Annotated in this window: 24 protein-coding genes; 7 read left to right on the top strand and 17 right to left on the bottom strand. The window is 56.9% G+C overall.

The annotated features are described in order from the left end of the window. The first annotated feature begins 119 nt into the window (after positions 1-119). Both AYM40_RS21290 and AYM40_RS21285 read left to right on the top strand, forming a co-directional pair. Complete coding sequence (locus AYM40_RS21290) at positions 120-1,307, top strand: porin (protein WP_063498267.1); 1,188 nt, start codon at positions 120-122, stop codon at positions 1,305-1,307. 203 nt (positions 1,308-1,510) lie between these two features. Further along, complete coding sequence (locus AYM40_RS21285; protein WP_236721049.1) at positions 1,511-2,866, top strand: citrate synthase family protein; 1,356 nt, start codon at positions 1,511-1,513, stop codon at positions 2,864-2,866. A 55-nt stretch (positions 2,867-2,921) separates the two neighbouring features. Here AYM40_RS21285 and AYM40_RS21280 read toward each other — a convergent pair whose 3' ends face one another. From AYM40_RS21280 to AYM40_RS21215, 14 genes are all read right to left on the bottom strand, one after another. Further along, the gene (locus AYM40_RS21280) at positions 2,922-4,055 is read right to left on the bottom strand and encodes a porin (protein WP_063498266.1); all 1,134 of its coding nucleotides are present in this window, start codon (positions 4,053-4,055) and stop codon (positions 2,922-2,924) included. 100 nt (positions 4,056-4,155) lie between these two features. Beyond that, a complete protein-coding gene (locus AYM40_RS21275) occupies positions 4,156-5,496 on the bottom strand; it encodes an MFS transporter (RefSeq protein WP_063498265.1) in 1,341 nt (446 codons plus the stop codon). Between the two features lie 120 nt (positions 5,497-5,616). After that, positions 5,617-6,894 (bottom strand): NAD(P)/FAD-dependent oxidoreductase, encoded by a 1,278-nt coding sequence (locus AYM40_RS21270; RefSeq protein WP_082855222.1) that lies wholly within the window; start codon positions 6,892-6,894, stop codon positions 5,617-5,619. A 28-nt stretch (positions 6,895-6,922) separates the two neighbouring features. Continuing rightward, a complete protein-coding gene (locus tag AYM40_RS21265) occupies positions 6,923-7,894 on the bottom strand; it encodes a PdxA family dehydrogenase (protein WP_063500602.1) in 972 nt (323 codons plus the stop codon). A 47-nt stretch (positions 7,895-7,941) separates the two neighbouring features. Next, a complete protein-coding gene (locus tag AYM40_RS21260) occupies positions 7,942-8,334 on the bottom strand; it encodes a non-heme iron oxygenase ferredoxin subunit (protein WP_082855220.1) in 393 nt (130 codons plus the stop codon). A 7-nt stretch (positions 8,335-8,341) separates the two neighbouring features. After that, positions 8,342-8,794: an aromatic-ring-hydroxylating dioxygenase subunit beta gene (locus tag AYM40_RS21255; protein WP_148662269.1), complete on the bottom strand. Its 453-nt coding sequence runs from the start codon at positions 8,792-8,794 to the stop codon at positions 8,342-8,344. A gap of 55 nt (positions 8,795-8,849) precedes the next feature. Next, a complete protein-coding gene (locus AYM40_RS21250) occupies positions 8,850-10,121 on the bottom strand; it encodes an aromatic ring-hydroxylating oxygenase subunit alpha (RefSeq protein WP_236721048.1) in 1,272 nt (423 codons plus the stop codon). 152 nt (positions 10,122-10,273) lie between these two features. Further along, the gene (gene dmpG / locus AYM40_RS21245) at positions 10,274-11,302 is read right to left on the bottom strand and encodes a 4-hydroxy-2-oxovalerate aldolase (protein ID WP_063498263.1); all 1,029 of its coding nucleotides are present in this window, start codon (positions 11,300-11,302) and stop codon (positions 10,274-10,276) included. Further along, positions 11,299-12,291: an acetaldehyde dehydrogenase (acetylating) gene (locus AYM40_RS21240; protein WP_063498262.1), complete on the bottom strand. Its 993-nt coding sequence runs from the start codon at positions 12,289-12,291 to the stop codon at positions 11,299-11,301. Before AYM40_RS21240 ends, dmpG begins: the two co-directional genes overlap by 4 nt. Positions 12,292-12,369: 78 nt before the next feature. Continuing rightward, a complete protein-coding gene (locus tag AYM40_RS21235) occupies positions 12,370-13,155 on the bottom strand; it encodes a fumarylacetoacetate hydrolase family protein (RefSeq protein ID WP_063498261.1) in 786 nt (261 codons plus the stop codon). A gap of 25 nt (positions 13,156-13,180) precedes the next feature. Next, positions 13,181-13,882 (bottom strand): class II aldolase/adducin family protein, encoded by a 702-nt coding sequence (locus AYM40_RS21230; protein ID WP_201788177.1) that lies wholly within the window; start codon positions 13,880-13,882, stop codon positions 13,181-13,183. After that, positions 13,879-14,742, bottom strand: coding sequence for a VOC family protein (locus AYM40_RS21225; RefSeq protein WP_063498260.1), 864 nt, complete (start codon positions 14,740-14,742; stop codon positions 13,879-13,881). Before AYM40_RS21225 ends, AYM40_RS21230 begins: the two co-directional genes overlap by 4 nt. A 105-nt stretch (positions 14,743-14,847) precedes the next feature. Then, a complete protein-coding gene (locus AYM40_RS21220; protein ID WP_063498259.1) occupies positions 14,848-15,672 on the bottom strand; it encodes an alpha/beta fold hydrolase in 825 nt (274 codons plus the stop codon). A gap of 801 nt (positions 15,673-16,473) precedes the next feature. Continuing rightward, positions 16,474-17,373, bottom strand: coding sequence for a LysR family transcriptional regulator (locus AYM40_RS21215; RefSeq protein ID WP_063498258.1), 900 nt, complete (start codon positions 17,371-17,373; stop codon positions 16,474-16,476). Positions 17,374-17,474: 101 nt separating this feature from the next. On the opposite strand from AYM40_RS21215, the gene AYM40_RS21210 reads away from it, so the two are divergent. The 3 genes from AYM40_RS21210 to AYM40_RS21200 all read left to right on the top strand — a co-directional run bounded on the left by AYM40_RS21210 (position 17,475) and on the right by AYM40_RS21200 (position 21,220). Beyond that, positions 17,475-18,407, top strand: coding sequence for a pirin family protein (locus AYM40_RS21210; protein WP_236721047.1), 933 nt, complete (start codon positions 17,475-17,477; stop codon positions 18,405-18,407). A gap of 888 nt (positions 18,408-19,295) precedes the next feature. Beyond that, positions 19,296-20,576, top strand: a complete 1,281-nt coding sequence (locus AYM40_RS21205; RefSeq protein WP_082855216.1) for an EAL domain-containing protein — start codon at positions 19,296-19,298, stop codon at positions 20,574-20,576. 344 nt (positions 20,577-20,920) lie between these two features. Then, a complete protein-coding gene (locus tag AYM40_RS21200) occupies positions 20,921-21,220 on the top strand; it encodes a hypothetical protein (protein ID WP_082855215.1) in 300 nt (99 codons plus the stop codon). A gap of 193 nt (positions 21,221-21,413) precedes the next feature. Here AYM40_RS21200 and AYM40_RS21195 read toward each other — a convergent pair whose 3' ends face one another. Next, a complete protein-coding gene (locus AYM40_RS21195; protein ID WP_269465780.1) occupies positions 21,414-22,604 on the bottom strand; it encodes an ammonium transporter in 1,191 nt (396 codons plus the stop codon). Here AYM40_RS21195 and AYM40_RS42575 point away from each other — a divergent pair. Beyond that, on the top strand, positions 22,573-22,905 hold the full coding sequence (locus tag AYM40_RS42575; RefSeq protein ID WP_236721141.1) for a hypothetical protein: 333 nt from the start codon (positions 22,573-22,575) through the stop codon (positions 22,903-22,905). The genes AYM40_RS21195 and AYM40_RS42575 overlap by 32 nt on opposite strands. A 2-nt stretch (positions 22,906-22,907) precedes the next feature. Here AYM40_RS42575 and AYM40_RS21190 read toward each other — a convergent pair whose 3' ends face one another. Together AYM40_RS21190 and AYM40_RS40450 are read right to left on the bottom strand one after the other, a co-directional pair. Beyond that, positions 22,908-23,246, bottom strand: coding sequence for a P-II family nitrogen regulator (locus AYM40_RS21190; RefSeq protein WP_063498255.1), 339 nt, complete (start codon positions 23,244-23,246; stop codon positions 22,908-22,910). Positions 23,247-23,678: 432 nt separating this feature from the next. After that, entirely contained in the window at positions 23,679-23,882 is a 204-nt protein-coding gene (locus AYM40_RS40450; RefSeq protein WP_148662268.1) for a hypothetical protein, read from the bottom strand. A gap of 281 nt (positions 23,883-24,163) precedes the next feature. On the opposite strand from AYM40_RS40450, the gene AYM40_RS21185 reads away from it, so the two are divergent. Further along, complete coding sequence (locus AYM40_RS21185; protein WP_063500596.1) at positions 24,164-25,222, top strand: methyl-accepting chemotaxis protein; 1,059 nt, start codon at positions 24,164-24,166, stop codon at positions 25,220-25,222. Positions 25,223-25,306: the final 84 nt, after the last annotated feature.

The raw sequence follows: 25,306 nt of genomic DNA, 5'->3' as shown, positions 1-25,306 counted from the left end.
CGTATTGTTCGCAGTCCTACTGTTACGAATTGCCTGGCGCCTGAGCTACTAATCCATCTCACTCGTGGGCACTCAAGGATGAGAAACACAGTAACGATTTCGCGACGGGCGAGGAGACCATGAAAAAAGCCATCTATGTAGGTGTCGGTACCGCAATCTCGCTGGCAACTGGCTCGGTGTTTGCACAAAGCAGCGTGACTCTGTATGGGATCATTGACGAGGCAGTTAGTTGGGTCAACAGTGTGCACACGGCGGCCGGGGCGGGGCACTCCCAGGTAGCGTTGCAAGCCAACGGACTTCAGCCGAGCCGCTGGGGTCTTCGAGGCACCGAAGATCTCGGAGGCGGGTCGAAAGCCGTGTTTGTGCTTGAAAACGGATTCGATCCGACGTCCGGAAAGTTTTCCCAAGGTGGGCTTGAGTTCGGCCGCCAGGTCTATGTTGGTCTGTCCAATCCGGTTGGGACGGTAACCTTTGGTCGTCAATACGACTCCGTTGTCGACTATGTCGGCTCGTTTGTATCAGCCACCCAGTGGGCGGGTATTACGATGGCTCACGGCGGCGACCTCGACAACCTGGTCAATTCCTATCGAACGAATAACGCAATCAAATACGCCAGCCGCGTCATCAACGGGTTCCGCTTTGGCGGTATGTATAGCTTCGGAGGTGTTGCGGGAGACGTAACACGAAATCAGATCTGGTCTCTTGGAGCCGGATTCTCGCGCGGCCCACTGTCTGTCGGCGCAGCGTACCTCAATGTGCGGCAGCCAAATCTGAGCTTCTTTGGAAACAGCACGACAGGCACGCCGTCAGCGGCCACAGCAAACAATCCATCGCCGGTCATTGCTGGTTTTCTCTCGGCGCACAGCTACCAGAACCTAGCTCTTGGCGCGGCCTATAACGTCAGCAATGTCACAATTGGCGGCGCATTCTCAAATGTCAGGCTTTCCGGACTTGGGGACACAAGTGCAGGTCCAAACCCCAAGGGATATCGAGGCTCTGTGACCTTCAACAGTATTGAAGGTAATCTTCGATACCTGGCTGCGGCAGACCTTTCGATCGGAGTAGCGTACGATTATCTACGCCAGAACGCGACCGGAACTTCGAATGGAGCAACGTATCAGACCGCCTCAATCGGAGCTGACTATTTCCTGTCAAAACGCACGGACCTCTACACAATAGCCGCTTTTCAGCATGCGAGCGGAACCGCGTCGACCGGCGGGCCGGCCGTAGCAGACCTCACAACGCTCACACCTTCGAGCGGCAAAAATCAGTCTACCGCGAGAATCGGTATAAGACACAGGTTCTAGATTCTCTCGGGTTCAGGTGACGGAAGGAAGGCGCCATACGGCGCCCTGCCACTAGCCTCCGCGTAGTCCAGTCGGTCTGGTCACCTCCATGACTGGCACCGATTGTTGCGCGCTATCCACCCTTCTCATGGTTTCCGCCGTAGCGAGATCGCAAGCTGTCTGATTAAAGAGTTGCGGCCGTTTTCAGAACACTGGCGTACAGTATGATAATGATCAATCTTGTACACCCGATCAATATGGCTGAGAAAATCGAACGGCCGACTCCGGAGCACACAGCTGCTGACGCCACGCGCAAAAAGGCCCACGCCGATTACGCGACTGCTGCGGAAGCGATGAAAATCCTCAACGTCCGCCAGCAGACGCTGTATGCGTATGTCAGCCGTGGCTTGATTCGAAGCATCTCGCAGCCGGGCCATAAGGGGCGTCTCTATTGGCGCGACGATCTCAAGCGCCTTGAAGCCCGCTCTCTCGCCCGGCATGGCCACGGCGCAGTGGCGGCCTCGGCGATGAACTTCGGTGAACCGATTATTCCGACGTCCATCACAGAGATAACACCGGATGGCCCCCGCTATCGAGGGCGGCTTGCGGTTGACCTGGCGCGTGCACGCGTGCCGTTTGAGGCGGTGGCGCAATTGTTATGGACAGGGATATTGAATGACGGCACGGCCATCTGGAAGAAAAGCAAACCGTGGCCGGAACTGAACCAGCTAATTGAATCCTCGTGGTCTTTGCGGCATGGCAGCCTTCTCGACATGTTTTCTCTGGTCACGTTGTACATCGGCGGAAGCAAGCAATCTGCAATGGAAAGTATGGACGACGGGCATATGTTTAACGCCGGCCGCCAGATAATCCAGACTATGGTCGGCTGTTGCGGGCTGGTGTCAGATCAAAATCGCTACCATCCAATGGGGAATAACCAGACGGTATCGGAGGGGATATTAGCCGCGCTTTCGATCGAGCCAACCAGCGAGAACCGAGAGGGAATCGAGGCCCTTCTCATTCTGCTTGCTGACCACGAACTGTCGCCAGCCACTTTCGCTGTGCGAGTATCGTCCTCGACGGGTTGTACTCTTCATAGCTGCATCGTCTCCGGAATCTGCGCAAGCACAGGTACGCTCACGGGCCAGCTCTATGACCGGGTCGACGAGTTCTTCGACAGCGTGAGTACGGTTGGCGCGCTGGTGCGGCGGGCGACTTCCTTGCACGAAAGAGGTATGGCAATTCCCGGTTTCGGCCACCCTCTCTACCCGCGCGGCGACCCGAGAGCCCGCTACATGATCGAACTGGCCAAGCGCCGCGCAGACCAACCACGGCAGATGACGGCAATTTACAGGTTTATAGAGGAGATGGGGTCCTTGCACGGCTTATTGCCACGGCAGGAGTTGGGTACGGTCGTGTTGACGCGAGCGATGGGCGTGCCGAAGCACACGGCGGGGGCGTTGGCCGCCCTCGCCCGGGTCGCGGGCTGGCTGGCACACGTCCAGGAGCAGCGGATGTTTGGCACTGTGCTCAGGCCCCGCGCACGCTTCGTCGGTTCCCCAGCAGGATCCGCCATCTAGCCAAGCACAGAAAATCGGCCACTCCGAGACTGGAGCGGCCCAAGAGCGCGCTGGCCTAGAACAGATGCCGAATGCCAAACGTCACTTCGGCTTGCGTTTGCGAACTCGATTGCTGAACGAAGAAGATCGCAGCGTTCCGCGCCGAACCGGCCGCCTTTTGATAGATCGCGAACGCGTACAAATCTGTTCGTTTGGAGAGCAGGTAGTCAATGCCGAAGTCAACCTGATGCCACTTGGGACTCTTGTTGATTTCGTCGTAGCGACCAATGGTGAAAATATAGGCGAGCCCTGCAAAGAATTCCGGCGTGATGCGCCACGTGCCATTCAGTTCGGCGTTGTCCAGACGGAGATGGCTTCCATCTAGATAACGGTACTGTATGTGGGAGTACACCAGATTCTCTTGCGTCGGGCCGACCGCGTACGAAGCAGTCGCGTCATAGATTCGCTGCGTGTCCACCAACGCGGTCCGCGCCCCGACGGCACTGGTCTTGAAGAGACTAAACGGCGCCGGATAGTCGCTACCCGCCCCTCCATTAGTATTATCGGTCGAGTTCGGGCGATTAAGCTGCAGGTACCCAAGCGCGAGTTTGAGATCCCCGCGCCGGTAGGCTACCGTTGCGCTATATGCGCGATTGTCGGCGAACGCACCAGCGGCGTTGCTGGCTGCATACATCGCTGCAAATGCCAGACCGCCGAACGTCGGGCTGGTGTATTTCACTGCGTTCTGGAAACGCACCGAACCGAACAGATTATCGTTATCCGAAACGTGCGCTCCGTTCCCTGCAAAAAGTTTCGCAGCGCCCGTGTCGGCCATGAAGTCGTAGTTGGTGTCGTACTGGCGACCAAGCGTAATTTTTCCGTACGCTCCGCTCGACAATCCCACAAATGCCTGTCGGCCAAACAGGCGGCCGCCTTGACTTAAGGTGCCAGCGTTGCCATCAAACCCATTTTCGAGCACAAAGATTGCAGCCAGGTCCCCGCCGAGTTCCTCGCGGCCCTTGAAACCAATCCGATCACCCTGCATGAAACCACTCAACGACTCAATCAGTCGATGTCCACCGACATTGCTAATGTACGCGGGGCCGGTGTCGATAATGCCGTAGAGCGTTACGCTGCTTTGCGCGTTCGCGACCGAAGCAACGGTCGCGAGTCCTGCGACCATCACTGCATCAAGATATTTTTTTCTCATTTCAGGTCTCTCTCAAGGATTACGGGCGAGCGGGTACCTTGGCCGTGCCGCTCTGCCGAGCGGCGCATGGCACAAAGCAAATCGTTGGACAGCGATTGAATTACTCTGCGATATCAGCGTTGCATGTTTCCCGCGTTCGCAGAATCACTACGAGAGCAACGGCAGCGAGGCAAAGGTAGTAGACGCCAATGCCGCTTGGGTCGCCGTGATTCCTCGCCACGAGCGTGGCCGCTATCATCGGCGCGATCCCACCACCGAGCACCGTACCAAACGCCTTTCCCATTGAAAAACCGGTAAAGCGGACACGTGTCGGGAAGAGTTCGCCGTAGAAGCTGCCGAACATCGCATACATAGGTGCGTGAATCACACCTACAGCAATCACCACCGCCAGCACGATGACAGCCGGTGAACGCCCGAGCAGCAGTTGAAAGAAGAAGTGCAGATAGATTGCAGAGGCCACAATCCCGATCAGATATACGCCTTTGCGGCCCAGACGGTCAGAAAGCGCGCCGTAAATCGGCACCGAGACAAGTGCAAACGCATTGGCGCAGGCAATCGCACCGATAGCGACCGACCCCGGCATGTGCATCGTCTTTGTAACAAAGGAAACCGAATAGACACCAGTGAGATAGTAAAAAGTGCTCTCCGTTATGCTCACGACGAGCACCACAAAGACTGGCCATTTGAAGTTGCGGAGTGTTTCGAGAACCGGAACGCGGGCGAGTTCCTGCTGACCCTGCTGTTTTTTGAACGCGTAGGTCTCTTCGACGCGCAAACGAATATACATCCCGATGATGACCAAGACCGCACTAAGCAGAAAAGGTACTCGCCATCCCCACGACAACAGTGTTTCGTGAGGCAAGCGGGAAACCAAGAATACGGCAAGCGATGCCAGTAGTACGCCGAGCGGACCGGCGCTCTGCAATGCAGCCCCGAGAAAGCCGCGCCGCCCCTGAGCAGCATTTTCAAGGACCATCAAACTCGCTGCAGCCGACTCACCGCCTAGCGCGAAGCCCTGAAAAAATCGGAGAATCACAAGAGCATATGTTGCGGCGATTCCAATCTGGCCATAGCTTGGTAGCAACCCAATCAGCGCCGTGCCGACGCCCATCATCAGTAGCGTGACCAGCATCATGGATTTGCGGCCGACCTTGTCGCCGAAATGCCCGAAAATAAGACCGCCGAGCGGGCGACTGGCATAGCCAACTGCGAAGGTCGCGTAGACGGCTATCGTGCCGCTCAGCGGTGTGAGTTTCGGAAAAAACAACTCTTCGAAAACCAACGGCGCAATGAAGCCGTACAGAAAGAAGTCGTACCACTCGACCATAGTGCCTAGAAAGCTGGCAAAGAACAGCCGTTTCCCACTGGCGGATTTGGCTTGCGCAGGGTCTAGTGGGGCGGCGGCGTCGGACCAATCGTGCGGCGTTCTGAGCGTTTTCATGCTTTGTCTCCATTAATGAGAGTGGGGGCAACGAGCTTGCCCATCCCTCTGTTCTTGATAGCTTTAAGTCATGACCTGCACCAGGGCGGCGAGCGTCATGCTCTGCGCCGCTTCCTGAAATTACCCACTTGCCGCCACGTCCGTTGCAGGCATGGTCTGCAACAGCTTCTTCAAACTTAGCGATGGATCGCACAACTGCGCCAGATCCACACGGACCCGCTTCTGCACGAGTCGCTTGATGACCAGCATCTCCGCAGGCGCATCGACACAAATGGCCGCGTCGATAAATCCTTCTTTCAACCAGAAGAAAATCGATTGGTTACCGTTCAGGCGTGTTACGGGCGTACGCGACGCGTCGGGAAATCCTAATATTTGCAGGTTCGTATCGCCCTGCTCCGACCAGAACCAAGGCAACCCCGGATAGCTGGCTTCCTTGCCGAGCAGCGCGAAAGCACACGCCGCTCCTTGTCGCTCCGCGTTGTCCCACGACTCCAGACGTGCTGGTCTCGCAGGTCCTGCTGGATGCGTGAACGCTGCAACATCACCACAAACAAAGATGTCAGGGTCAACGGTGCGGCCCACGGCATCACAAAGGACACCATTAGCGCACGGCAATCCCGCACACGCTGCAAGTTCGTCGTTCGCAACCATACCGACACCGGCAACCACCAGATCGAACTCAAGTTCTTCGGTTCCGACCACCGCTCGCAGCGCGCCCCCCGCTACAAGTTCAAGGCTGTGGATCTGCGTGGCAAGTCGGACGTCAATGCCGTTTGCTCGATGCCTGCTCAGCAAGATGTCGCTAACGACAGGCGGCACGGTGCGTTCGCACAGTCGCGTACAGGCTTCGACGAGCGTGACCTCCAATCCCAACTCACGTGCGCAGCAAGCGGTCTCGAGCCCGATCCAACCACCACCCAGTACCAGAACGCGGGCCGCACGCTTCATCCGTTCACGCAATGCAAGCGCGTCATCAATAGTGCGCAGGTAGGCAATCTCATCCGTCGCGTTGCCCGCCAATTCCAACTGGCGTGGGCGGCCACCGGTGGCAATGACGAGCTTGTCATAGCCGATCGACTCTCCGTTGTCCAGGTAAACCAGCCGGTTAGATCGGTCGATACGTTGTGCCGCTACGCCAGCATGAACTGCAACCTCGAGTTCACCCAAACGGTCGGCGCTGAGCAACACCGTGTCAGCCGGCGCCTTGGTGCCCAGCAGTATCCCTTTCGAAAGCGGCGGTCTTTCGTAGGGTCCGAATCCTTCCGCACTTAGCATTGCGATTCCGCCACGATGGCCCTCAGCCCGCAACGTACGCACAACGGCCGCCGCTGCCTGGCCACCGCCCACCACTACGACATGCGAATCCGAATCACGCACATCGTTCAGGTCGTTTTCCACGAATCAATCTCCTTGACCATTTAGCAGGTCACGCCAGAAAGCCCCTTCCGGCTGCAAGGGCGGCGGCGGTACGGAATGCGGACAGCATGCTGTGGTGCTGTGCGACGTTACGCCCGGCAATATCCATCGCTGTTCCGTGTGGTACGGTCGCACGCACGTAGGGCACGCCTAGACAGATCGTGCAGGCGCCTTCAAAAGCGGCCGACTTCAACGCAATCTGCCCTTGGTCGTGGTACATGCTGACAATGACGTCGTAGCGTCCCTCAAGGCCGTGCCTGAATATCGAATCTGGCGCGCTTGGCCCGTGTGCGTCGATTCCCCGCGCTTGCGCGTCCTGTACCGCTGGCTTGACGATGTCCGCGTCCTCCTCGAACATCGCGTGGGGATTCAAACCGGCTACTCCGATGCGTGGCTTTGCAATGCCCCACGCGCGTAGCGTTTGGTCAACAAGCTCAATGAGGTTAAGGACGGCCTCACGCGTCACAGTCGAAGCAACGTCACGAATTCGAATGTGCTCTGTCAGCGGTACGACCCTCAGCCGGCCGCTCATACGAAACATAAACGTGCCTGTCGGCTGGAGGTCATCGATGCTGTCAACAGCTCCGGCGAGCTTGAGCGACGTGGAGTCGACCGGCCCCATGATCCAGCCGTCAAGGCAGCCATCCCGCGCGAGCTCATCAGCGAGATCAATCCACTTCACCACTGACCGCCCCGCTGCTGCCGAGGGTTCGCCAATCCGGTAGTCGCCTGCACCGAGATCGCCAGGGTCAAGCACTACCGTCTTGCCCGACGTGAAGGCCGCAGCATCGAACGTCTTGATGACCTCGAATTCAGCGCTCGGCGACGCGAGCACTGCCGCTGCGCGAATCGAAGCGATGTCGCCAATCAGCAGTGGACGGCAAACGCCAGCAAGTTCACCGCTGACTGCGGCCTTGAACGCGACTTCCGGCCCGATTCCGGCTGAATCGCCGATCATTGTCGCGATAATCGGCAGGTCCATCTTCTGCTCCGACCTGATCATTGCAATTTCCCGTCAGTTGTTGCACTTCACGATGACTGAACACGTTCCAACTTTGCCAACACGTGCCCGTCTTGCACACAGGCCGGATACGAAGCAATCGCCTTGCTACACGGTGCCGCCAGCACCAGACCTGTCCGAATATCGAACTCGCCCTGGTGCAAACCGCAGACAATCGAAAATCCGTCAAGCATGCCGTCACAAGCGAGTGAAGCTTCGCCGTGCGTGCAGGTGTCGTCAGTTACGAAAGCCTGCTCACCTACACGCCAGACAGCAAGCACCTGTGCGTCGACGGTCACCTGGATGCCTTCGCCGTCAGGCACTTCGGAGAAGGCACAAAGCTCTGTCCACGGTCCGTCGGGGACGCCGGCGGTGCCGGCGACGTTTGCCCCATTGATCGCAGGGTTTGTTGAGTTTTCCATCGCGGACTCAAATCAGGAAAGTGAGGTTGTTCATGGGGCTGTCGTTGTTCAGCAGAAAGACCTTTTTTTCCTTGATGCGAAGGCCATTCGGTTCTCGCAACAGCACATGCCGGTTACGACCAAACCACGTCTCCTGGCGATCGCTGCGTACTTCGCCAAGCACGAAGTTCGAACGCACGGTGACGGACTCCGTAGATGCCTCCTCTATCACCATGTTCGATACCACCCGCATCAATCGTGAGCGCGGGCTCTGCGCATGTGCGTGACGCCCTTTGAGCCGGAACACGCGGTCATCAAGCTGGCTGCGCGTTTCATAGATAAGTGAAACCGATTTGTCCGGAGTCAGATTTTCTGAGTTGCACGGAACCCAATAGAGCCCGTCACTGCACCAGAGATCGAGCCAGTCGTTAAACCGATGCGAGTCCATCAGTTCGGCTTCACGAAAGAGGAACTGTGCCACCTCGCCAAAGTGAACGTCGCTCGCGCCATGCGCATTCAGAACCGTCGCGTCTGCGTTATTCAATTTCCGCCCCTTTCGTCATCAATTTGAGCCAATAGCGCATCTGGCCACGCTGCGGCACTTCATCCGAGATATGGCCGATGATTGTTCCGTCTAACTCGACCTTCTCGCGCCCGATACCCCGCGAGATATCGATCCATGGGTCAACTTGGGCATTCATCCCGCGCTGCACCCGCTCGAAGATCTCCGCATCGTCAGGCGAACCGGCCCCAGCTGGCCCGTAGAACGACTCATGCTGACGCAGCCGCATAGTGTTGATCTCAGGACTCACACCCTTGAGCAATACGGGGAACATCAATACCTCTGTGCGGCCGGCCTCAAGCGGCACCATGATGCGGATCTGATTATTTATAATCTGCATGTTGGGAAACACACCGATATGCGGATCGCCTGCGATGGCAAGTAGCAACTTCGCGTGGTCCGCGCCGTCGCGTGCATGCAAGGCATTGATGTATTCAGCGCCGCCTGTTACGCCGCGCAGAAATTTCTCATAGTCCGAGAAATGTTCCACCCGATGCTCACGCATATCGAGCATCGCGTGACCGTGGCCTAAATCTCGCGTGAAGGTCTTCGCTTTGCCATCGAACGGATCGGCGCGGTGCGTAGCGCCGATACCGCTGTCCGCCTGGCGTTGCCACATCGAGACAACCGATGCGTGCACGTAATGCGGGTGGTAGCCATCCATGCCGACCAGCTTCCAGTTCCCGTTGTAGACGGTCTTGTGAACGCCGGCGCTCACTTCAATCTCCCGATCGGGAGAAGCGTCGACAAGCAGGTCAATCATCTGCGCGGCCTGCCCCAGATATTCTTCGAGAGGCGGCACGTCGGATGACAGTGACGCGAATACAAAGTCCCGATAGACCGCAACACGCGGAGCCGCCGTCAGCGAATGGTCGTCTAGCGAGAACGACGGGCCATAGCCCTCGGGGTCGGTCACGCTGACTAATTTCCCGGTATTGTCGTAGGTCCAGCCGTGAAACCAGCAGCGGAAGAATTTTTCCCGCCCGGCCTCAACTTCGCACACTGCCGCGCCACGATGGCGACAGCGATTCATCAGCACACGCACGACGCGGTCATGCCCGCGTACCATAATGACCGGCTGCGTACCAAGCCGCCGTACGCGGAAATCACCGGCCACCGGTACTTCGCTTGCATGGCCAACATAGACCCACGAGCTATGAAAAATCTTTTCAATTTCGAGCTCGAAGATTTCAGGCGAGGTATACAGCGCTGAGTGCACTCGGCCTGGGTCGACCAGTTCACGCAAGGCTGCGGGGTCGGCTGCGTGCACATTCCGCACAAAGCGTACGGGACTTATGGCGTTTGCCTGGGGTGAATCAAAATGTGAACAAATGTGTTCCATGATGCCTCCTGCATGTCTTTCTGTATTTCGTTCTGTATAAAGGTCGCTCGCCCGGTCTAGCTCGCAGAAACGGGCTGCTTCGCTTCAAGTAAGTCCAGCGCCGCGTCGACGATCATGTCTTCCTGGCCACCCACCATCCGGCGGCGACCCAGCTCAACGAGGATGTCGACAGTCTTCAGCCCATATTGCTGCGCAGCTTTTTCCGCATGTCGCAGAAAGCTCGAGTACACGCCGGCATAGCCCAAGGCGAGGGTCTCCCGGTCGACCCGGACCGGGCGGTCCTGCAGCGGCCGCACGATGTCATCCGCCGCGTCCATTAGCGCGTAAAGGTCACAGCCATGCTCCCAGCCAAGGCGACTCGCAGCTGCGATGAAAACCTCCAACGGCGCGTTGCCCGCGCCCGCGCCCATACCTGCCAAACTGGCGTCAATCCGGTTACAACCTTCCTCGACAGCGACAATGGAATTCGCGACGCCCAGACTAAGGTTGTGGTGCGCGTGAATCCCCGTCTCTGTTTCTGGCCGCAAAGCGCCCTTGAGGGCTCGCATCCGATCGCGAGTGCCGCTCATCGTGAGAGCGCCGCCGGAATCAACGAGATAGATGCACGTAGCGCCGTAGCTCTCCATAAGCAGTGCCTGCCGGGCGAGTTCGGAGGGCTCAGTCATGTGGCTCATCATGAGAAAGCCCACCGCTTCCATGCCCAGATTTCGAGCGGCTTCGATATGCTGCTTCGAGACATCCGCCTCAGTACAATGGGTTGCAACACGGACAACGCGTGCGCCAGCGTCATAAGCTTCACGCAGGTCGTGCACGGTGCCAATGCCCGGCAACAGCAGGGTTGCCACACGGGCGTGGCTCACTTCCTCCGTCACTGCCGCAATCCACTCGACATCCGAGTGCAAGCCAAAGCCGTAATTGAACGACGAGCCCTGCAAACCGTCGCCGTGTGCAACTTCGATGGAATCGACTTTCGCGGCATCGAGCGCTTTGGCGATTTTTCGGACTTGCTCGATGGTGTACCGATGCCGGACAGCGTGAGAGCCGTCGCGCAGAGTCACGTCGGAGATGTAGAGTTTGTCTTTCATTGCGTACTCACCGTGACGGCGTCATGTTTCGTGCTGGCCTCACCGCCACTGCTCAAGTGCGCGGCCATTGCCTCTGCCGTGGCCAAGGCAGCCGAGGTCATGATGTCCAGATTGCCGGCATAGGCTGGCAGGTAGTGCGCGGCGCCTTCCACTTCGAGAAACGCAGAAGTCTTAAGTCCGCTCAATAGTCCGATGCCGGGGACGTTAATCGGCTGGTCGGCCGGAATGTGTTCAAACTGGACGCGCTGTTTCAGGCGATAGCCGGGTACGTACTTATTCACTCGCTCAACCATACGAGTGATCGCGGTCTCAATCTGCTCCTCACTACCGCCTTCAGAAAGCGTGAAAACGGTGTCACGCATCAAGAGTGGCGGCTCTGCAGGATTCAACACGATAATCGCCTTCCCACGGCGCGCGCCTCCGACTGTTTCCAGCGCGCGCGAGGTAGTCTCGGTAAATTCGTCAATGTTCGCTCGCGTGCCAGGTCCGGCTGAACGGCTCGAGATGGACGCAACGATCTCGGCATAGTGGACTTGAGAGACGCTCGAAACCGCTGCTACCACTGGAATCGTCGCCTGACCACCACAGGTGACCATGTTCACGTTCCGCGCCCGAAGGTGTTCTTCCAGGTTGACGACCGGAACACAGTACGGGCCGATGGCGGCTGGCGTCAGGTCGATCACATGAATGCCCGGCTTCACCCGCCGCAGTAGCGCCTCATTCTGCAAATGCGCGGCAGCCGAAGTCGCGTCGAATACCACATCGACGTCTTCGAACACCGCCATACCGACGAGACCCTCAACTCCCGTGTCGCAAGTCTGGACACCGAGTCGGCGCGCACGCGCCAGTCCATCCGAAGCCGCGTCGATGCCGACCATGACGCTTGCCTCAATGTGCTTTCCGTGACGAAGGATCTTGATCATCAGGTCGGTCCCTATGTTTCCGGAACCGATAATGGCCGCCTTCAGCTTTTTGTCTTGCTGGTTCATCTTGTCTCCACTCCAAACTGGAATTCGAATCTCGCCACCGTCGCCTGTTTTGCCGTATGCCGAGTTGTTCGGAACCACCTATGCGAATGCCACCTCCGCGCTTCCAATACCTTGCAGCTCGATTCGCATCCGATCACCGGCTCGAGCCACCACCATTGCGGAGAGCGCACCTGACAGCACGATCTCACCAGCCCGTAGTGAAACACCGAGTTCTCCCAGCTGGTTTGCAAGCCATGTCACCGCATTCAGTGGGTGGCCGAGTGCTGCCGAACCCAGCCCGCGCCCGATTTCTTCGCCATTGCGTTCGAACGTCATACTGACTGCGGCGAGATCCAGTGAGCGAGGATCAACGCGTCCTTCGCCGATTACGAAGGCGCCCGAAGATGCGTTGTCGGCCACGGTGTCCTGAATCCGGATCTTCCAGTCGCGAACCCTTGAGTCGACAATCTCGAAGCAAGGCATGACACATTCGGTCGCGTCGAGAATGTCCTGGCTCGTCAGTCCGGGGCCGCTAAGGTCTCGCCCGAGCAGAAAAGCAATTTCGCCCTCCGCCTTTGGTGCGATCAATCCATCGAGCGGAATCGTCGCGCCGTTTGCGAACCGCATGCCGGAGGTGAGTTGGCCGAAGTCAGGTTGACGCACATTAAGCATGTCCATCACAGCCTGGCTCGTAATGCCGATTTTCTTGCCAACGATGTGTTCTCCAGTCTCCCGAAGGCGGAGTTCCATCATCAATCGCTGGACCTCATAGGCGTCCGAGATGCTCATTTCCGGATCGGAATCCGTGAGCGGGGCAATGGGTTTCCGGGTAGCGAGTGCCTGGTAGAGCGCCTTTGCCGAAGTGCCGATTTCGTGTGTGTTCATATCTCTTTTCGTTCGCTGATCAGGATCACAAGGTGCCTGCATCCACTTCAACATCGCCCACTGTCAAGTAGTCCCACATGCGTTCAATGATTCGGCCGGCTGTAGTTGCGCGCTGGCGGGAGTCCTCTTCACTGAAAACCGCGCTGTCCGCAGCACCTATCGCCCGCACTTCGTACTCAACCCGCGCCGCGTCTTCCAGAAACCACGTCATGGCGACTGCTTCTTCAAGCGTGCCACCCACTACTACGGCTCCGTTCGCACGCATTACAACGGCGCGGGAAGTCCCTAACGTATCGACCACACCCTGAGCCTGACTCGCAGAACGCACGAGTTGGACGTCCCTCCAGAGAGGAACACTCGGCGCAAAATATGACCCTGGCCCATGGCGCGCGATAGGGGTGATGGAGGCGGCCGACAAGCTCATGAGATAACGCGGCATACTTCGCACGACAGCGCCCACCTCAGGTCGTCGCACGTATATCTGTTGATGCACACAAACCTCGCCAAGCACGCCGGCGGGTAGCGGCCCCCGGATGGGGACTACAACTCCGGGCTCCTTTGTCACCAGTCCCATCGGCATGGCGGCGCATACCAGTAGGTGCTCATCATCCAACCGGACGCTGCAGTGGCCATATGCATGGACGAGATTGGCCCGCCCCAACGCCCGCGAGGCAACACGCAGCAGCCGTTGCTGTGCATCGCTCGCTTCTGGCGGTATCGGATTCACGAGTGAAACTCCATGCCTTCCGGCTTCGAGCCCCACATGCAGAATGAGATCGGCTCAAACGGGAACTGGCGGGGCTGGTGAGTCTTATCCTCTTCCTCGGTCAGAATCCGCACGCCGCTTGAATACTCAAACACCATCCCATCCGGACCCTCGAAATAAAGGAACATGGCGCCGGAAGTCGGATGCCGTCCGGGACCAAAGCGAATCCGAACGTTCTTTTCCCGCAGGATGTACCAGGCGCGCATGATGTCGTCGATGCTTTCGACCTGGTGATTAATGTGCTGAACGCCGCCCTTTGGCGCCGGCAGCAGTGCGACTTTGTGATGCACTCCGTCGATGCGCAGCAAAGCCGCGTCACCGATCCGGTCGCTCACTCGCGCGCCCAGCACCGTGGTCCAGAAGGCTTCGTCACGCTTCGCATTGGTCGTACACAATCCGATGTGGCTAAAGCCAGTGATTCCCGCATCACGCGAAGGAAAATAGCGGCGCCCGCTGTGATGTGGCGCAATAACCAGGTCGATGAGGTTTCCGCTAGGATCGGAAAAGGTGATGAAGTCGTTGACGCTCCGCTGCTCGGCCTCGGCAACGCTCCCCTGCTTGATAGCGACACCCGCTGCTTCGAGCACGGCGGCGGCGTTCGCGAGTTCGTCCGGTGTGCGGACCTGAAAGCCGCTGACCTGGTCGCCAGTATTCCCTTCCGTGTAGACAAGCGTATGGTCTCTGGCATCCGAGCGAAGATACACACTCTTACCGCTACGGCGTGCTACCTGAAGGCCGAGAACTTCTGTAGCGTAACGAACCGAACTGTCAAGGTCCGCCGTGCCAAGACGAACGTATGAAACGTCGAGGAGGTCGATCATTTTGTGTCTCCTGTCGTCCGGACGGGCGTCCGCCGACGTTGATATGGTTTTGTGAGGCCTGTACTGCCTGACGCAGCGCCTGTGGGCGGCGAACGCGAATAACGTCTACGTTTCGGCCAGAAAATTGGCGACCAGCTTGTTGAAGCGGTCCGCCTGCTCAATCTGTGTCCAGTGCCCGCATTGACTGTAGATGTGCAATTGCGAATTAGGGATCAGCGAGTGGAGCCTCAACGAGGTGCTGGTCGGGATAACCCTGTCTTCACGACCGTGCACAATCAACGTTTCGTGTGGCAATTGACGCAGGCTTTCCTCAGGGGTCGTCATCGCGTCAACCCAGCGTTGGCGCGGCGCCGGGAACATCTGTGCGAACGCTTCACTGCAGCCGGGGCGAATGCTTGCCTGGTAACGCATTTCCGCCAATGCGGGGGTAAGACGCGAGCGGTCGAAAGCAAAGTACTGAAGAATCTCTTGCATGTTTTCGAGCGAAGGCTTGTAGCCCCACACGGCGTCGAGACCATCGGTAATCGGAAACGTCACACCGACACTTCCCATCAACACGAGCCGTCTGACGCGCCGTGGCTTTCGCGACGCCATCGCGAGCGCAAGTGCGCCGCCAAACGAGTTGCCAACGACGTTCGCCGATTCAATGTCCAGTTCGTCCATGAAGGCGAAAATGTGTTCGACCCATTTGTCGAGCCCGTATGCACCGTCTTCCAGCCGATCCGTATAACCGAAGCCAAGCATGTCTGGCGCGACGACGCGGCCCTGCTGCTCCAACGCAGGAATCGTTCGTTGCCAGTTCGCCCATGCAGTCACGCCCGGACCAGAGCCGTGAATCAATAAGGTCACGTCCCCCGTGCCGATGTCGTGATAGTTCGTCTTGATGCCGTTGGCCAGGATTGAGCGGCCAATTTCAGGGTTCTCAGTCACTTTCCGTGCTCCGCCGTTAAGGACAGGATTCGCGTACCCGTCCTGACGGAATCAATATAGGACTGCGCTTTCTATTGATCAATCTTGATTATCCAATCAACATCAAATCGAAAATCCCTGCTTCCGTTTCAGTCTCTAGCCCGGCGTTCGCAATGCCGCCACTGCTACTGCGTCGACTTCGACGCATGCAAACACAGCAACGCGCCTGCCTATTTGCTCCCTACATACGTCGAGCTGCCGTGTGCAACGCATGCCGCGCGGCGGTCGGCTACTTTCCTCGCTCCATTGCCCAATTGTGTCGGTAGGCATCAAATCGACTATCGGTGGATTCGGTCTGTAGGCAGGTGTTTGATAGCGCGCAATGACATGGCAACTCGGGAGGAGCCCCGCTGAGTTCACGTCGCGCGTAGGCCGCAAACCTAATCAAGCGAGACTTGAGCTGGAGGAATTGACTGAGAAAAGTCGAGCGTGGAGTTCAATTGTGGGACTACCTGTCCGACCCGAATTCTGAATTTCTTCGTACAAGTAGTCTTAAAGAGAGCCACGGGGAAAGCGCAAAAATACGATCGCACCTGGTAACGCGAATATTTTTTGCCTTGATGGACTAGATTTGACTTGCTAATGTTGGCAACGCAACTCTCCAAGGGATGCGAGCTTAGTGTGGCCCCGTCCCATTCATGGACGGGGCCTTTTTTTATATCGGCTTCCTAAATTCATTCACGAATGCTTAACCCGGCAATATTTATCGAGGCAAGTAATCAAGCTTGCGATCACTTTCTTCGCCGAGAGCCCCGGTCCGCGCTATTCGGAGTTGCACTGCTTAAGCCGATCCAGGAACCAACGACCGGCGGGCCCAGGCGGTGCGTCCTTCGGATATACAGCGAACATCGCTAGTAACGGAGCATGTGGTTGAAGATTCTCGACTCGAATCTGCACCAACTCACCGGAATCGAGATCGGCCTGCACCATTGCAAGCGGCATGTGCCCCCACCCGAATCCTGCTCGGAGAAATGCGTGCTTCGCTCCGAGGTCAGCCAGCCGCCAGGTCAGTGGTGAGTACACTCCGAACTCTTTGCTATCTGTCAGTTTCGAGCGATCCGTCAGAACTAGCTGCACATGCTGTTCAAGCTCGCTCATACGAATAACGCCTGTCTTTGAGGCCAATGGGTGCGTCGGGCCAGTTACGGTCGTCAGCGGCACGTCGAGCAACTTTTCGGCATTGACCGTATCCGGTATGTCAGGCATAGATCCAATGATTCCAAATCTACAAACGCGATCTATAACTGACTGCACTACTGCACCAAGCGCTTCCACGTACAATCTTAGGGGAGTATCCGGGAAGGCCTCCCGAAACGCCCCGACAGCGACTGTAAGTGACGCCATCGGATACATAACATCTACGACGACTGAAAGCTCCGGCTCCAGACCTTCCGCTATGGAACGTGCCTTCGCCGTGAAGCTATCCATGGCAGTGACGACCATCCGAGCTTCGGCGAGAAGTGCGGAGCCCTGCTCTGTCAGTCGCGGATAACGGTTGCTTCTGTCAAATAACTGCACATTGACTTGTGCTTCCAGATCGGCGAGTGTCTGGCTGACGACAGATTGAGCCCGTCCGAGCTTGCGCCCGGCAGCGGAGAAACTTCCCTCATCCGCAGCAGAGATAAAAGTCCTTAGTTGGTCCAAGGATATGCCCTTGAGCATCTATTGCTCCCAACGATGGTAACCATCAAAAGATATAGGCTTCCCGCGATTAAGCCAAGCGTCTATCCTTGGGCCGATACCATCTTCCGAACGAATTATCCATGGAACATCCTGCGAACGACGTCCTAGAGGCACCCGTTACCCCTTCCCAAATGACGCGCTCGGCCGCCGAGCGGGCTATCTCAAGAGGCGAGTTGAACGTCGATACACCCACGTCGGTATCGCGTAACGTTGTGACACGCACAACAGGACGTCGACACGGTCCTGTTACGCGGATTGTCAGCCCGTCGGACATTGGCGCACTCATCAAGCCATTCGTGTTCCTGGACTATTTCGACATAGTGCCCAACGACGACTCGCTGTTTCCGATTCACCCCCATTCGGGCATCGCGACAATTACTGTGCTTCTATCGGGAAATTTGCGATATGAAGACACGACGGGGGCATCAGGGACGCTTTCCGCCGGTAGTGTCGAATGGATGAGCGCGGGCAACGGTGTCTGGCACGAAGGGGGCCCTAGCGGGCGGGAGCGATTTAGGGGCTATCAGATTTGGGTGGCCTTGCCCCACAACCTCGAAAATGGCCCACCTTGCAGCCAATACCTGCCGGCAGAAGGCGTTCCGAATGTCGGGCCCGCACGTATTGTGCTGGGACAATACGGCGATAGCCGCAGTGAAATAGGCGCTCCGCCGGGCATAAACCTGCTGCATGTCCGCTTGTATGCAGGACAACAGTGGTCCTACAAGCCACCAGTCGGGCACACCGTCGCTTGGGCACACGTCAACAACGGCACTCTCGTCGCCTCCGGCACGCGCCTTCGAAACGAGTTTGCCGCGTTTACCGCATCAGAGGAGCCGCTGGAGTTTGTCGCGGAGGATGACGTTGATTTCATCGTTGCGTCAGCCATACCGCATCCGCATGATCTCGTGTTGGGCTACTACTCCGTACACACATCGAAGGAAGCCCTCAGCAGCGGCGAAGCTGGAATTGCAAGAATCGGCAAACAGCTGCGTACTGAGGGAAGGATCCGCTAACTCCATCGATTGCCGGATCGCTTTTTTTATACTCCGTCGCCAGCGCCGCAGTCCTCAGACGTGGCGCTGCATATCGACCGCGATTCGCTTTCCCGTCAGCGATTCGAACCGGACCAGAAGAGTCGCGTCATAGCGCTGCACCATACAGAATGCATGAAGGGAACCACCCAAGTTCCTCAAAGCACGACTTGTCGCAACGAATGATGGACCGCGACGGGTCGTTTTTAAAGGAATAAGGTGGAGAATCTGATGTACACGATGAATAACTCATTGCGTTTGATGGTCGAAAAATGGCTATCCCCCTCTTCGACAATGCCAGCTCGAGTGGCGCGATTCGGTCGCATGTCGTCGAACCGCTTGCGCTATGTTTGCGTAGAGGCGCTGCGCCCCACAGGTCCATTAGCGCTATATTTCTTCCTCCACGACGACGGCAAGTGGCGCGTATTTCCGCCAGACGTTGCGCGGCCAGCCATGGGCGTGTCGTCAGTTAGTCGCTAACTTCGGTTTTGGGTTATGCATAAGGTTGCGACAAAAGTTCTTCAGACAAGGAGTCAACCCTGGCGCATTTCTCGTAGATGAAAAACTAGTTGATTTTTGATTTGAAGAAAAGTCGGGTACTATGAAAATGCCACGCCGAGGGCTGCTGGCCAGGACGCTTTAGACCACTGCATCATTATCGAAGAATGAAGGCGTAGCGAGCACTTACGCGAATCATGGTCCTGCTTTTTTGTTTGGTATTTTTTCAACACATGGACGGCCAGACCAGCCGCTCTTTGCATCCGACGACAAGACCTCTCTACCGGCGAGTTTAGGAAATTGCTCGCGCAAAGAAGGGCTCATTACTCCGGCGCCGCGCATAACTGCTCTGCGTGAGACGTCGCTACAGAGATGATCAAATTGACATCTACCAATCTGCTGGAATTTCCTGGGGGTTGCAAATCCTCGGACCACTCCTTCGCACATTTCGGCGAGTTAACACTCACAAGCGCTTTCCAACCTATTTTCAGCCTTTCTCACCGCCGATCGATCGGGTATGAGGCTCTTCTCCGCGCGCGCGACGGTTCCGGCAATATCGTGTCTCCGCTGGAGGTATTCGAACGCTCCTCCTCCATTGGTCGTTGGAATAACCTTGAACGCGGCGTTCAGTTGATGCACGCGTCAAACTTCACGCGGGTCGCGACAGCCCACGAATGGCTTTTCCTCAACACTCGCCCTGACGGGTTTATCGTCTCCGATACTTACCGTCATCTGGTTGAAGATAGCCTGAGACATCTTCACCTGCCGCCTGAGCGCATTGTTCTCGAAGTGCTTGAGACACCAAATGGCAATTTGCAGAGGCTGATTGAAGGCATTGCGTCCTTTCGACAAAGGGGTTTCCTGATCGCTCTAGACGATTTTGGAGCCGGTCACTCAAATATCGATCGGGTTTGGCAACTTCAGCCCGACATTGTCAAGTTGGACCGCAGGGTGATAGAGCAGGCGGCTCGATTCGCACACGTTGCACGCCTACTTCCTAGATTGATATCCCTTCTTCATGAAGCTGGCGCGTTGGTATTAGTCGAAGGCGTGGAGACGCTTCAGGAGGCGCTCCTCGCGATGGAGTGCGATGCAGACTTCGCACAAGGATTCTTTTTCGCCCGTCCGGCACCGGGCGGCGTGGACAGAACCGAATCCCGAATGGTGATAGACAACCTTTGGCAGTCTTATCGAAAGCACGCTGAGGAAAAAAGCAACGAGCAGGCCGTCCTGCTGGCAGCCTACGCAACCGCGCTTCAATCGGCAGCCGACCGTTCTAATGAAGGCGCAGAAATTTCGTCTACCTGCAAGGACCTTTTGCTACTCGACGGAGCGGTACGGTGTTTCATACTGAACGCCCAAGGCGAACAGATAGGCGGCGACGTAAGCGCGAACGGTTCGGGCGCGTCCTCACCCGGCCCATCGCTCGGTTTGATTGACCCACGCGGAGCATGCTGGGAACGGCGGCCATATTTTAAGAACGCGGTCGAACATCCGGGGGTGGTCCAGATTACCAAGCCCTATCTTTCAATCAATGGCGCGCACTTTTGCGTCACTCTTTCAATTGCCGCAGTTATTCGCGGTGAGCTGAAAATCCTGTGCGCGGATATCGATTGGCAGCGGGCAGCGCAGCGAGATAGTGTTGCAGCCTGAAGAGTTAATCCGCCGCGCACGTCGGAATGTTGTCCGGCTTCACGCCGATTCCGGTGCGTTGCCTCAAAGCTGCAAGTTAAGCGCGTCGAAAAACGATAGGCTCACGTAAGCGTTTCGGGCTGGTATAGTTAGCCACGTAAGCATAAAAAAGCAGCAAGATTTCCCTCTCAATTCGCCTGTCGATTTCAAGCGAAAAATCGCCCATGCGTGCAGATTGACAAGTTCGGTCGGAAAACGCCGTAACATCGAGTGAGTGCGGAAAGTCCGCTAGTGACGACTCGAGCAGGGGCGTCGGGTCGGTTCGAAAACCATGCGGACAAACGTCACAGGGGTCGCGTTCATCCATGTACAAATTCCGTCAGTATCATCCTGGAGTATTGACGACGTTGAGCTGTCAGCTCATTTGTCTGGCGGCATTCTCGTGGAATGCGAACGCATCGGGTCATGAGAAGTGGCTGGAGATCCTGCTAGGATCCAGCCTCGTCGCCGGTTTGATACTGTCGTTGGGATTTTTCGGTGTCTGGCTTAGGTTCAAGTCCGAAGTTGATCTGCACAAGTTTCTCAGTACCAATCCGGTCTATTTAGCCATTGCAATTGCTACGTTGGGCGAAGTGCTGACCATTATGCTTGCGCCGCTGCCGTAGAGAGCTCATCCGCGCGTAGAGCAATTCGAACTAGCCACCTCTGCAACACCCAATCACTTTCCGCGCGAAAGTGTTCGGACTCGAAAAAGTGCTTCTGCGTAGGAATGGCGATGGACCATCTTTGAAGCCTGTCCGACTTAAGGACCGCCCATCGCCTACATCAATTACTTTCTTTCTGGACGCTACGAGGCTGTCACTCGACAGCTTCGCCGTGGAGCACCACATCCAAACCTTCGCGTTCTTCGTCTTCGGTCACACGGATACCCATCACCATGTCGATGACCTTTAGCAAGACGAAGCTAACGGCGCCGCTGTAAATCAACGTTGTCAGCACGCCCTTGGCTTGCAGGATGACGCTGCCGTCCGCGCCGCCGATGTCCTTGACCGCGAACACACCGGTCAGGAGCGCGCCCACGATACCGCCGACGCAGTGCACGCCAAACGCGTCGAGCGAATCGTCGTAGCCGAGCTTGTGCTTAAGCCACGTTGCCGACCAGAAACAAACCACGCCAGCCACAATACCAATCACCAGCGAACCTGCCGTACCGACGAAGCCCGAAGCCGGTGTAATCGCCACCAGACCTGCCACAGCGCCCGACACGATACCGAGTACCGACGGCTTACCCTTGGTCGCCCATTCAGCGAACATCCACGCGAGTGCGGCTGCAGCAGTCGCCACTTGGGTTGCGAACATCGCAAAGCCGGCGCGACCGTCTGCCGCCACTGCCGAACCCGCGTTGAAGCCGAACCAGCCTACCCACAACATGGCGCCACCAATCAACGTGAGGATCAGATTGTGCGGCGGCATTGCTTCATCGCCATAACCAACCCGTTTGCCGAGCATCAGACAACAGACAAGCCCAGCAACGCCGGCATTGATGTGTACCACCGTGCCGCCGGCGAAGTCGAGGATACCCGCGCTAGCGAGCCAGCCGGTAGGTTCCCAGACCATGTGAGCAATCGGCGAGTAGACGATGATTGACCACAGCGTCATGAACACCAGCATCGCCGAGAACTTCATACGGTCGGCAAATGCGCCCGTGATGAGTGCCGGGGTAATGATCGCGAACGTCATCTGATAGACGAAGAAAACTGACTCCGGAATCGTCGGAGCCAGATGGCTGACGGTCAGCGTCGTGGCCTTGTCGCCCTTGATGTAGTTCATGCCCATCATGAGGATTCGCGAGAAGCCACCAATGAACGAACCGCCGGGGGTGAATGCCAAGCTATAGCCTATGACTGTCCAAACAATCGTGACGACGCAGGTGATCGCGAAGCTCTGCATCAGCGTGGCAAGCACGTTCTTCTTGCGCACCATACCGCCGTAGAACAGCGCCAGACCCGGAATCGTCATGAACAGCACGAGCGCAGCGGAAGTCAGCATCCAAGCGGTGTCGCCCGAATTGATCTTCGACGAATCGACCGAGAACGGCGCTGTCGGGGCTGCCGGCGCGGCAGCATCAGATGCCGCCACAGAAGCTGTTGCGGGAGCAGAAGCACTTACCGCCGTTCCCGGCGCAGCATCGGCGGCCGGTGCGGCTGCTGAGACGGCCGCAGGGGCTGAGGCGTCATCGGCGACGGCAACGCTGACACCGCCCGCGAGCAGCGATCCGGCCATTAGAAGGGACATCAATAATTTACGCATCTTTGGTTCCTCTTATCGCTATTTGTGTTTCTATCTTTAGTCTTACAACGCTGCAGCGTCGGTTTCTCCGGTACGAATCCGGATCACCTGCTCAATTGACGTCACGAAGATCTTGCCGTCGCCGATCTTGCTGGTGCGTGCCGCCCGTTCGAGCGCCTCGATTGCCTCGTCGGCGATGTCGTCCGAGACCGCAACCTCGATCTTCACCTTCGGCAAGAAATCGACGACGTATTCAGCTCCGCGATACAACTCTGTGTGCCCTTTCTGACGGCCAAATCCTTTAACTTCCGTCACCGTAATTCCGGAGACACCAGCAGCCGACAAAGCAGCGCGAGCGTCTTCCAGCTTGAACGGCTTGATGATCGCGGTAATTAGTTTCATGAGATCTCCTCTTGATTGCTGACTTCTGAGCCGACGTGCTTGTCGGCCTTGCATTGACTGAGCCGGGGCACATAGAGCAACTGTCATGCCAATCAAGCAGCAACAAACATCGAAAATGTATGGTTTGCGTTTTCAATCACGGACCCAGGCGACGCGAATACACTCGTCTCATCGGGCCAGGAAGCGCTGCCAGACCATCTGGGAGATTCAACAAATTGAATTCCTCGCCGTGTCATTTCTCCTCCGACACGTTTGGAATGCATATCGATACTTGCCTAGTTAAGTTGCACCATGAGCAAGCCAACTTCGCACCGCCGAACCAATAGAGTGCGCGCTTGAGAATGTTCGTTGCGTCTATGGGGTGATAGTCGCAACGAGAACTTGTTCTACGTTCGGTGTTCTTAGGAAGGGCTCGCCTCGTGACCACCTTCGTCAAGTATCTGCTGGCTCCGACATGCGTTGAACACCAGGAAATTTCAAGCGCAATGCAGCCGCTGTCGGGTGGCCCCATTCTCTGCGCACGGCATTCAGCGTTGTTTTTTCCGGGAATTTTGACATTTCGCGTTGTAGGCCAAATGCCGCTGATACAATACGCATACGTCTGCTGATATGAATTACTCCGGCACATTTTTTCATATGTCCGCGTTGGGCCTGCAGCTGCTAGACGTATGTCGCGAGCTCGCACAGACAGTCTGGTTCGGAACGCACGCCCCACGTGTTTTCGCCGTACGGCAGAAATCCGACCGGCATGAACGAATTTTGAGGCCATGACGTTGAGTTGGTCCGTAGACAATTGGCTCTCCACCATCGTTGCGCCACCTGAGGACCTTTGCGTGTTGGTCACCAAGGTGACGGGGCCTGCCGTCCGGATCAAAGCTTACTTATTCGCAGGCACAAGCAACCTAGACGGGGCATCCATGTCGGATCCACAAGAGATAGTTGATCTCACATATCAAGTGAAAAAGCTTGCCATTGGCAAGATATCGGACATTAACGACATCAACCGGGAAACGACCTTCCTGGCCCTCAACGCATTGATTGAAGCGGCGCGTGCGGGCGATGCGGGCAAGGGATTCGCGGTAGTCGCCAATCAGGTGAAGCATGTCTCCAACCGCATCTCCGAAATAACTGGAATATTGAACAAGGAGTTGGCGGGGTCGCTGTCCAAGTTGACCGACCTTGGAGATAGCATGATTGAGCGACTTCGCTCGCACGAAGGTCAGCGATACGCGGATCTTGCGTTGAATATGATTGACGTCATTGACCGTAACCTATACGAACGCTCGTGTGATGTCCGCTGGTGGGCAACGGACTCGGCGATCGTCGATTGCGTTGCGAATCCGGAGGCATCAGTTCAGCGCTATGCGTCGCAAAGACTCTCGGTAATTCTCGGTAGCTATACCGTTTATCGGGATCTATGGATCGTAGATGCGAAAGGCACCGTGGTGGCCAACGGTCGCCCAGATACATACGGAGTAGTAGGCAAGAGCGTCGCAGAGATGGCTAGCTTTAAGTCCGCCATGAAAACACGAAATGGCGACGACTACGTCGCAGCAGACGTCGAGGCACTGGCCATGTTAAGGGGTGCCCCGGTCGCGACCTATGCAACGGCAATTCGAGCGAATGGAGATGCGAACGGTCATGCACTGGGAGCGTTGCTAATATTCTTCGACTGGGGACCGCAAGCCTCCTCAATAGTGAAGGGAGTGCGCCTGACCGACGAAGAATGGAAACGAACCCGCTGCATGATCGTCGATTCGGCCTTCCGAGTCATCGCAACATCAGATGACAAAGCCACGCTAGGTGAACATCTCAAAATCGAGACTAACGGTAAGAAGAGTGGCTTTTACCAGGCTCTAGACGGGCGCATGGTCTCGTTTGCGGTAACACCCGGCTATGAGAGCTATCGCGGCCTGGGTTGGTACGGCGTAATCGTCCGCGAAAAGCCCGATGCACGGCCCGCGACCGCTCGATAGCAATTCGGTGCACGCGTCATCTATGCCTCTGGCTTTGCATCGATCTGCGAAGCGCGGTTGATACGGATACTACAGCGGCATTCG

Source organism: Paraburkholderia phytofirmans OLGA172, assembly GCF_001634365.1.
Lineage (GTDB): Bacteria > Pseudomonadota > Gammaproteobacteria > Burkholderiales > Burkholderiaceae > Paraburkholderia.
The sequence above is the reverse complement of the archived record's forward strand: the minus strand, read 5'-3'. Positions and strand labels throughout refer to the sequence as shown.

Coding starts and splice junctions, on each gene's coding strand:
- AYM40_RS21265 (WP_063500602.1), bottom strand. CDS start 7,894: ATGGACCTGCCGATTATCGCGACAATGATCGGCGATTCAGCCGGAATC.
- AYM40_RS21275 (WP_063498265.1), bottom strand. CDS start 5,496: ATGAAAACGCTCAGAACGCCGCACGATTGGTCCGACGCCGCCGCCCCA.
- AYM40_RS21215 (WP_063498258.1), bottom strand. CDS start 17,373: ATGCTCAAGGGCATATCCTTGGACCAACTAAGGACTTTTATCTCTGCT.
- AYM40_RS21190 (WP_063498255.1), bottom strand. CDS start 23,246: ATGAAACTAATTACCGCGATCATCAAGCCGTTCAAGCTGGAAGACGCT.
- AYM40_RS21210 (WP_236721047.1), top strand. CDS start 17,475: ATGGAACATCCTGCGAACGACGTCCTAGAGGCACCCGTTACCCCTTCC.
- AYM40_RS21205 (WP_082855216.1), top strand. CDS start 19,296: ATGATCAAATTGACATCTACCAATCTGCTGGAATTTCCTGGGGGTTGC.
- AYM40_RS21185 (WP_063500596.1), top strand. CDS start 24,164: ATGTCGGATCCACAAGAGATAGTTGATCTCACATATCAAGTGAAAAAG.
- AYM40_RS21260 (WP_082855220.1), bottom strand. CDS start 8,334: ATGGAAAACTCAACAAACCCTGCGATCAATGGGGCAAACGTCGCCGGC.
- AYM40_RS21280 (WP_063498266.1), bottom strand. CDS start 4,055: ATGAGAAAAAAATATCTTGATGCAGTGATGGTCGCAGGACTCGCGACC.
- AYM40_RS42575 (WP_236721141.1), top strand. CDS start 22,573: ATGAACAGCACGAGCGCAGCGGAAGTCAGCATCCAAGCGGTGTCGCCC.
- AYM40_RS40450 (WP_148662268.1), bottom strand. CDS start 23,882: ATGAAAAAATGTGCCGGAGTAATTCATATCAGCAGACGTATGCGTATT.
- AYM40_RS21225 (WP_063498260.1), bottom strand. CDS start 14,742: ATGATCGACCTCCTCGACGTTTCATACGTTCGTCTTGGCACGGCGGAC.
- AYM40_RS21240 (WP_063498262.1), bottom strand. CDS start 12,291: ATGAACCAGCAAGACAAAAAGCTGAAGGCGGCCATTATCGGTTCCGGA.
- AYM40_RS21290 (WP_063498267.1), top strand. CDS start 120: ATGAAAAAAGCCATCTATGTAGGTGTCGGTACCGCAATCTCGCTGGCA.
- AYM40_RS21195 (WP_269465780.1), bottom strand. CDS start 22,604: ATGCTGACTTCCGCTGCGCTCGTGCTGTTCATGACGATTCCGGGTCTG.
- AYM40_RS21235 (WP_063498261.1), bottom strand. CDS start 13,155: ATGAACACACACGAAATCGGCACTTCGGCAAAGGCGCTCTACCAGGCA.
- dmpG (WP_063498263.1), bottom strand. CDS start 11,302: ATGAAAGACAAACTCTACATCTCCGACGTGACTCTGCGCGACGGCTCT.
- AYM40_RS21200 (WP_082855215.1), top strand. CDS start 20,921: ATGTACAAATTCCGTCAGTATCATCCTGGAGTATTGACGACGTTGAGC.
- AYM40_RS21285 (WP_236721049.1), top strand. CDS start 1,511: ATGATAATGATCAATCTTGTACACCCGATCAATATGGCTGAGAAAATC.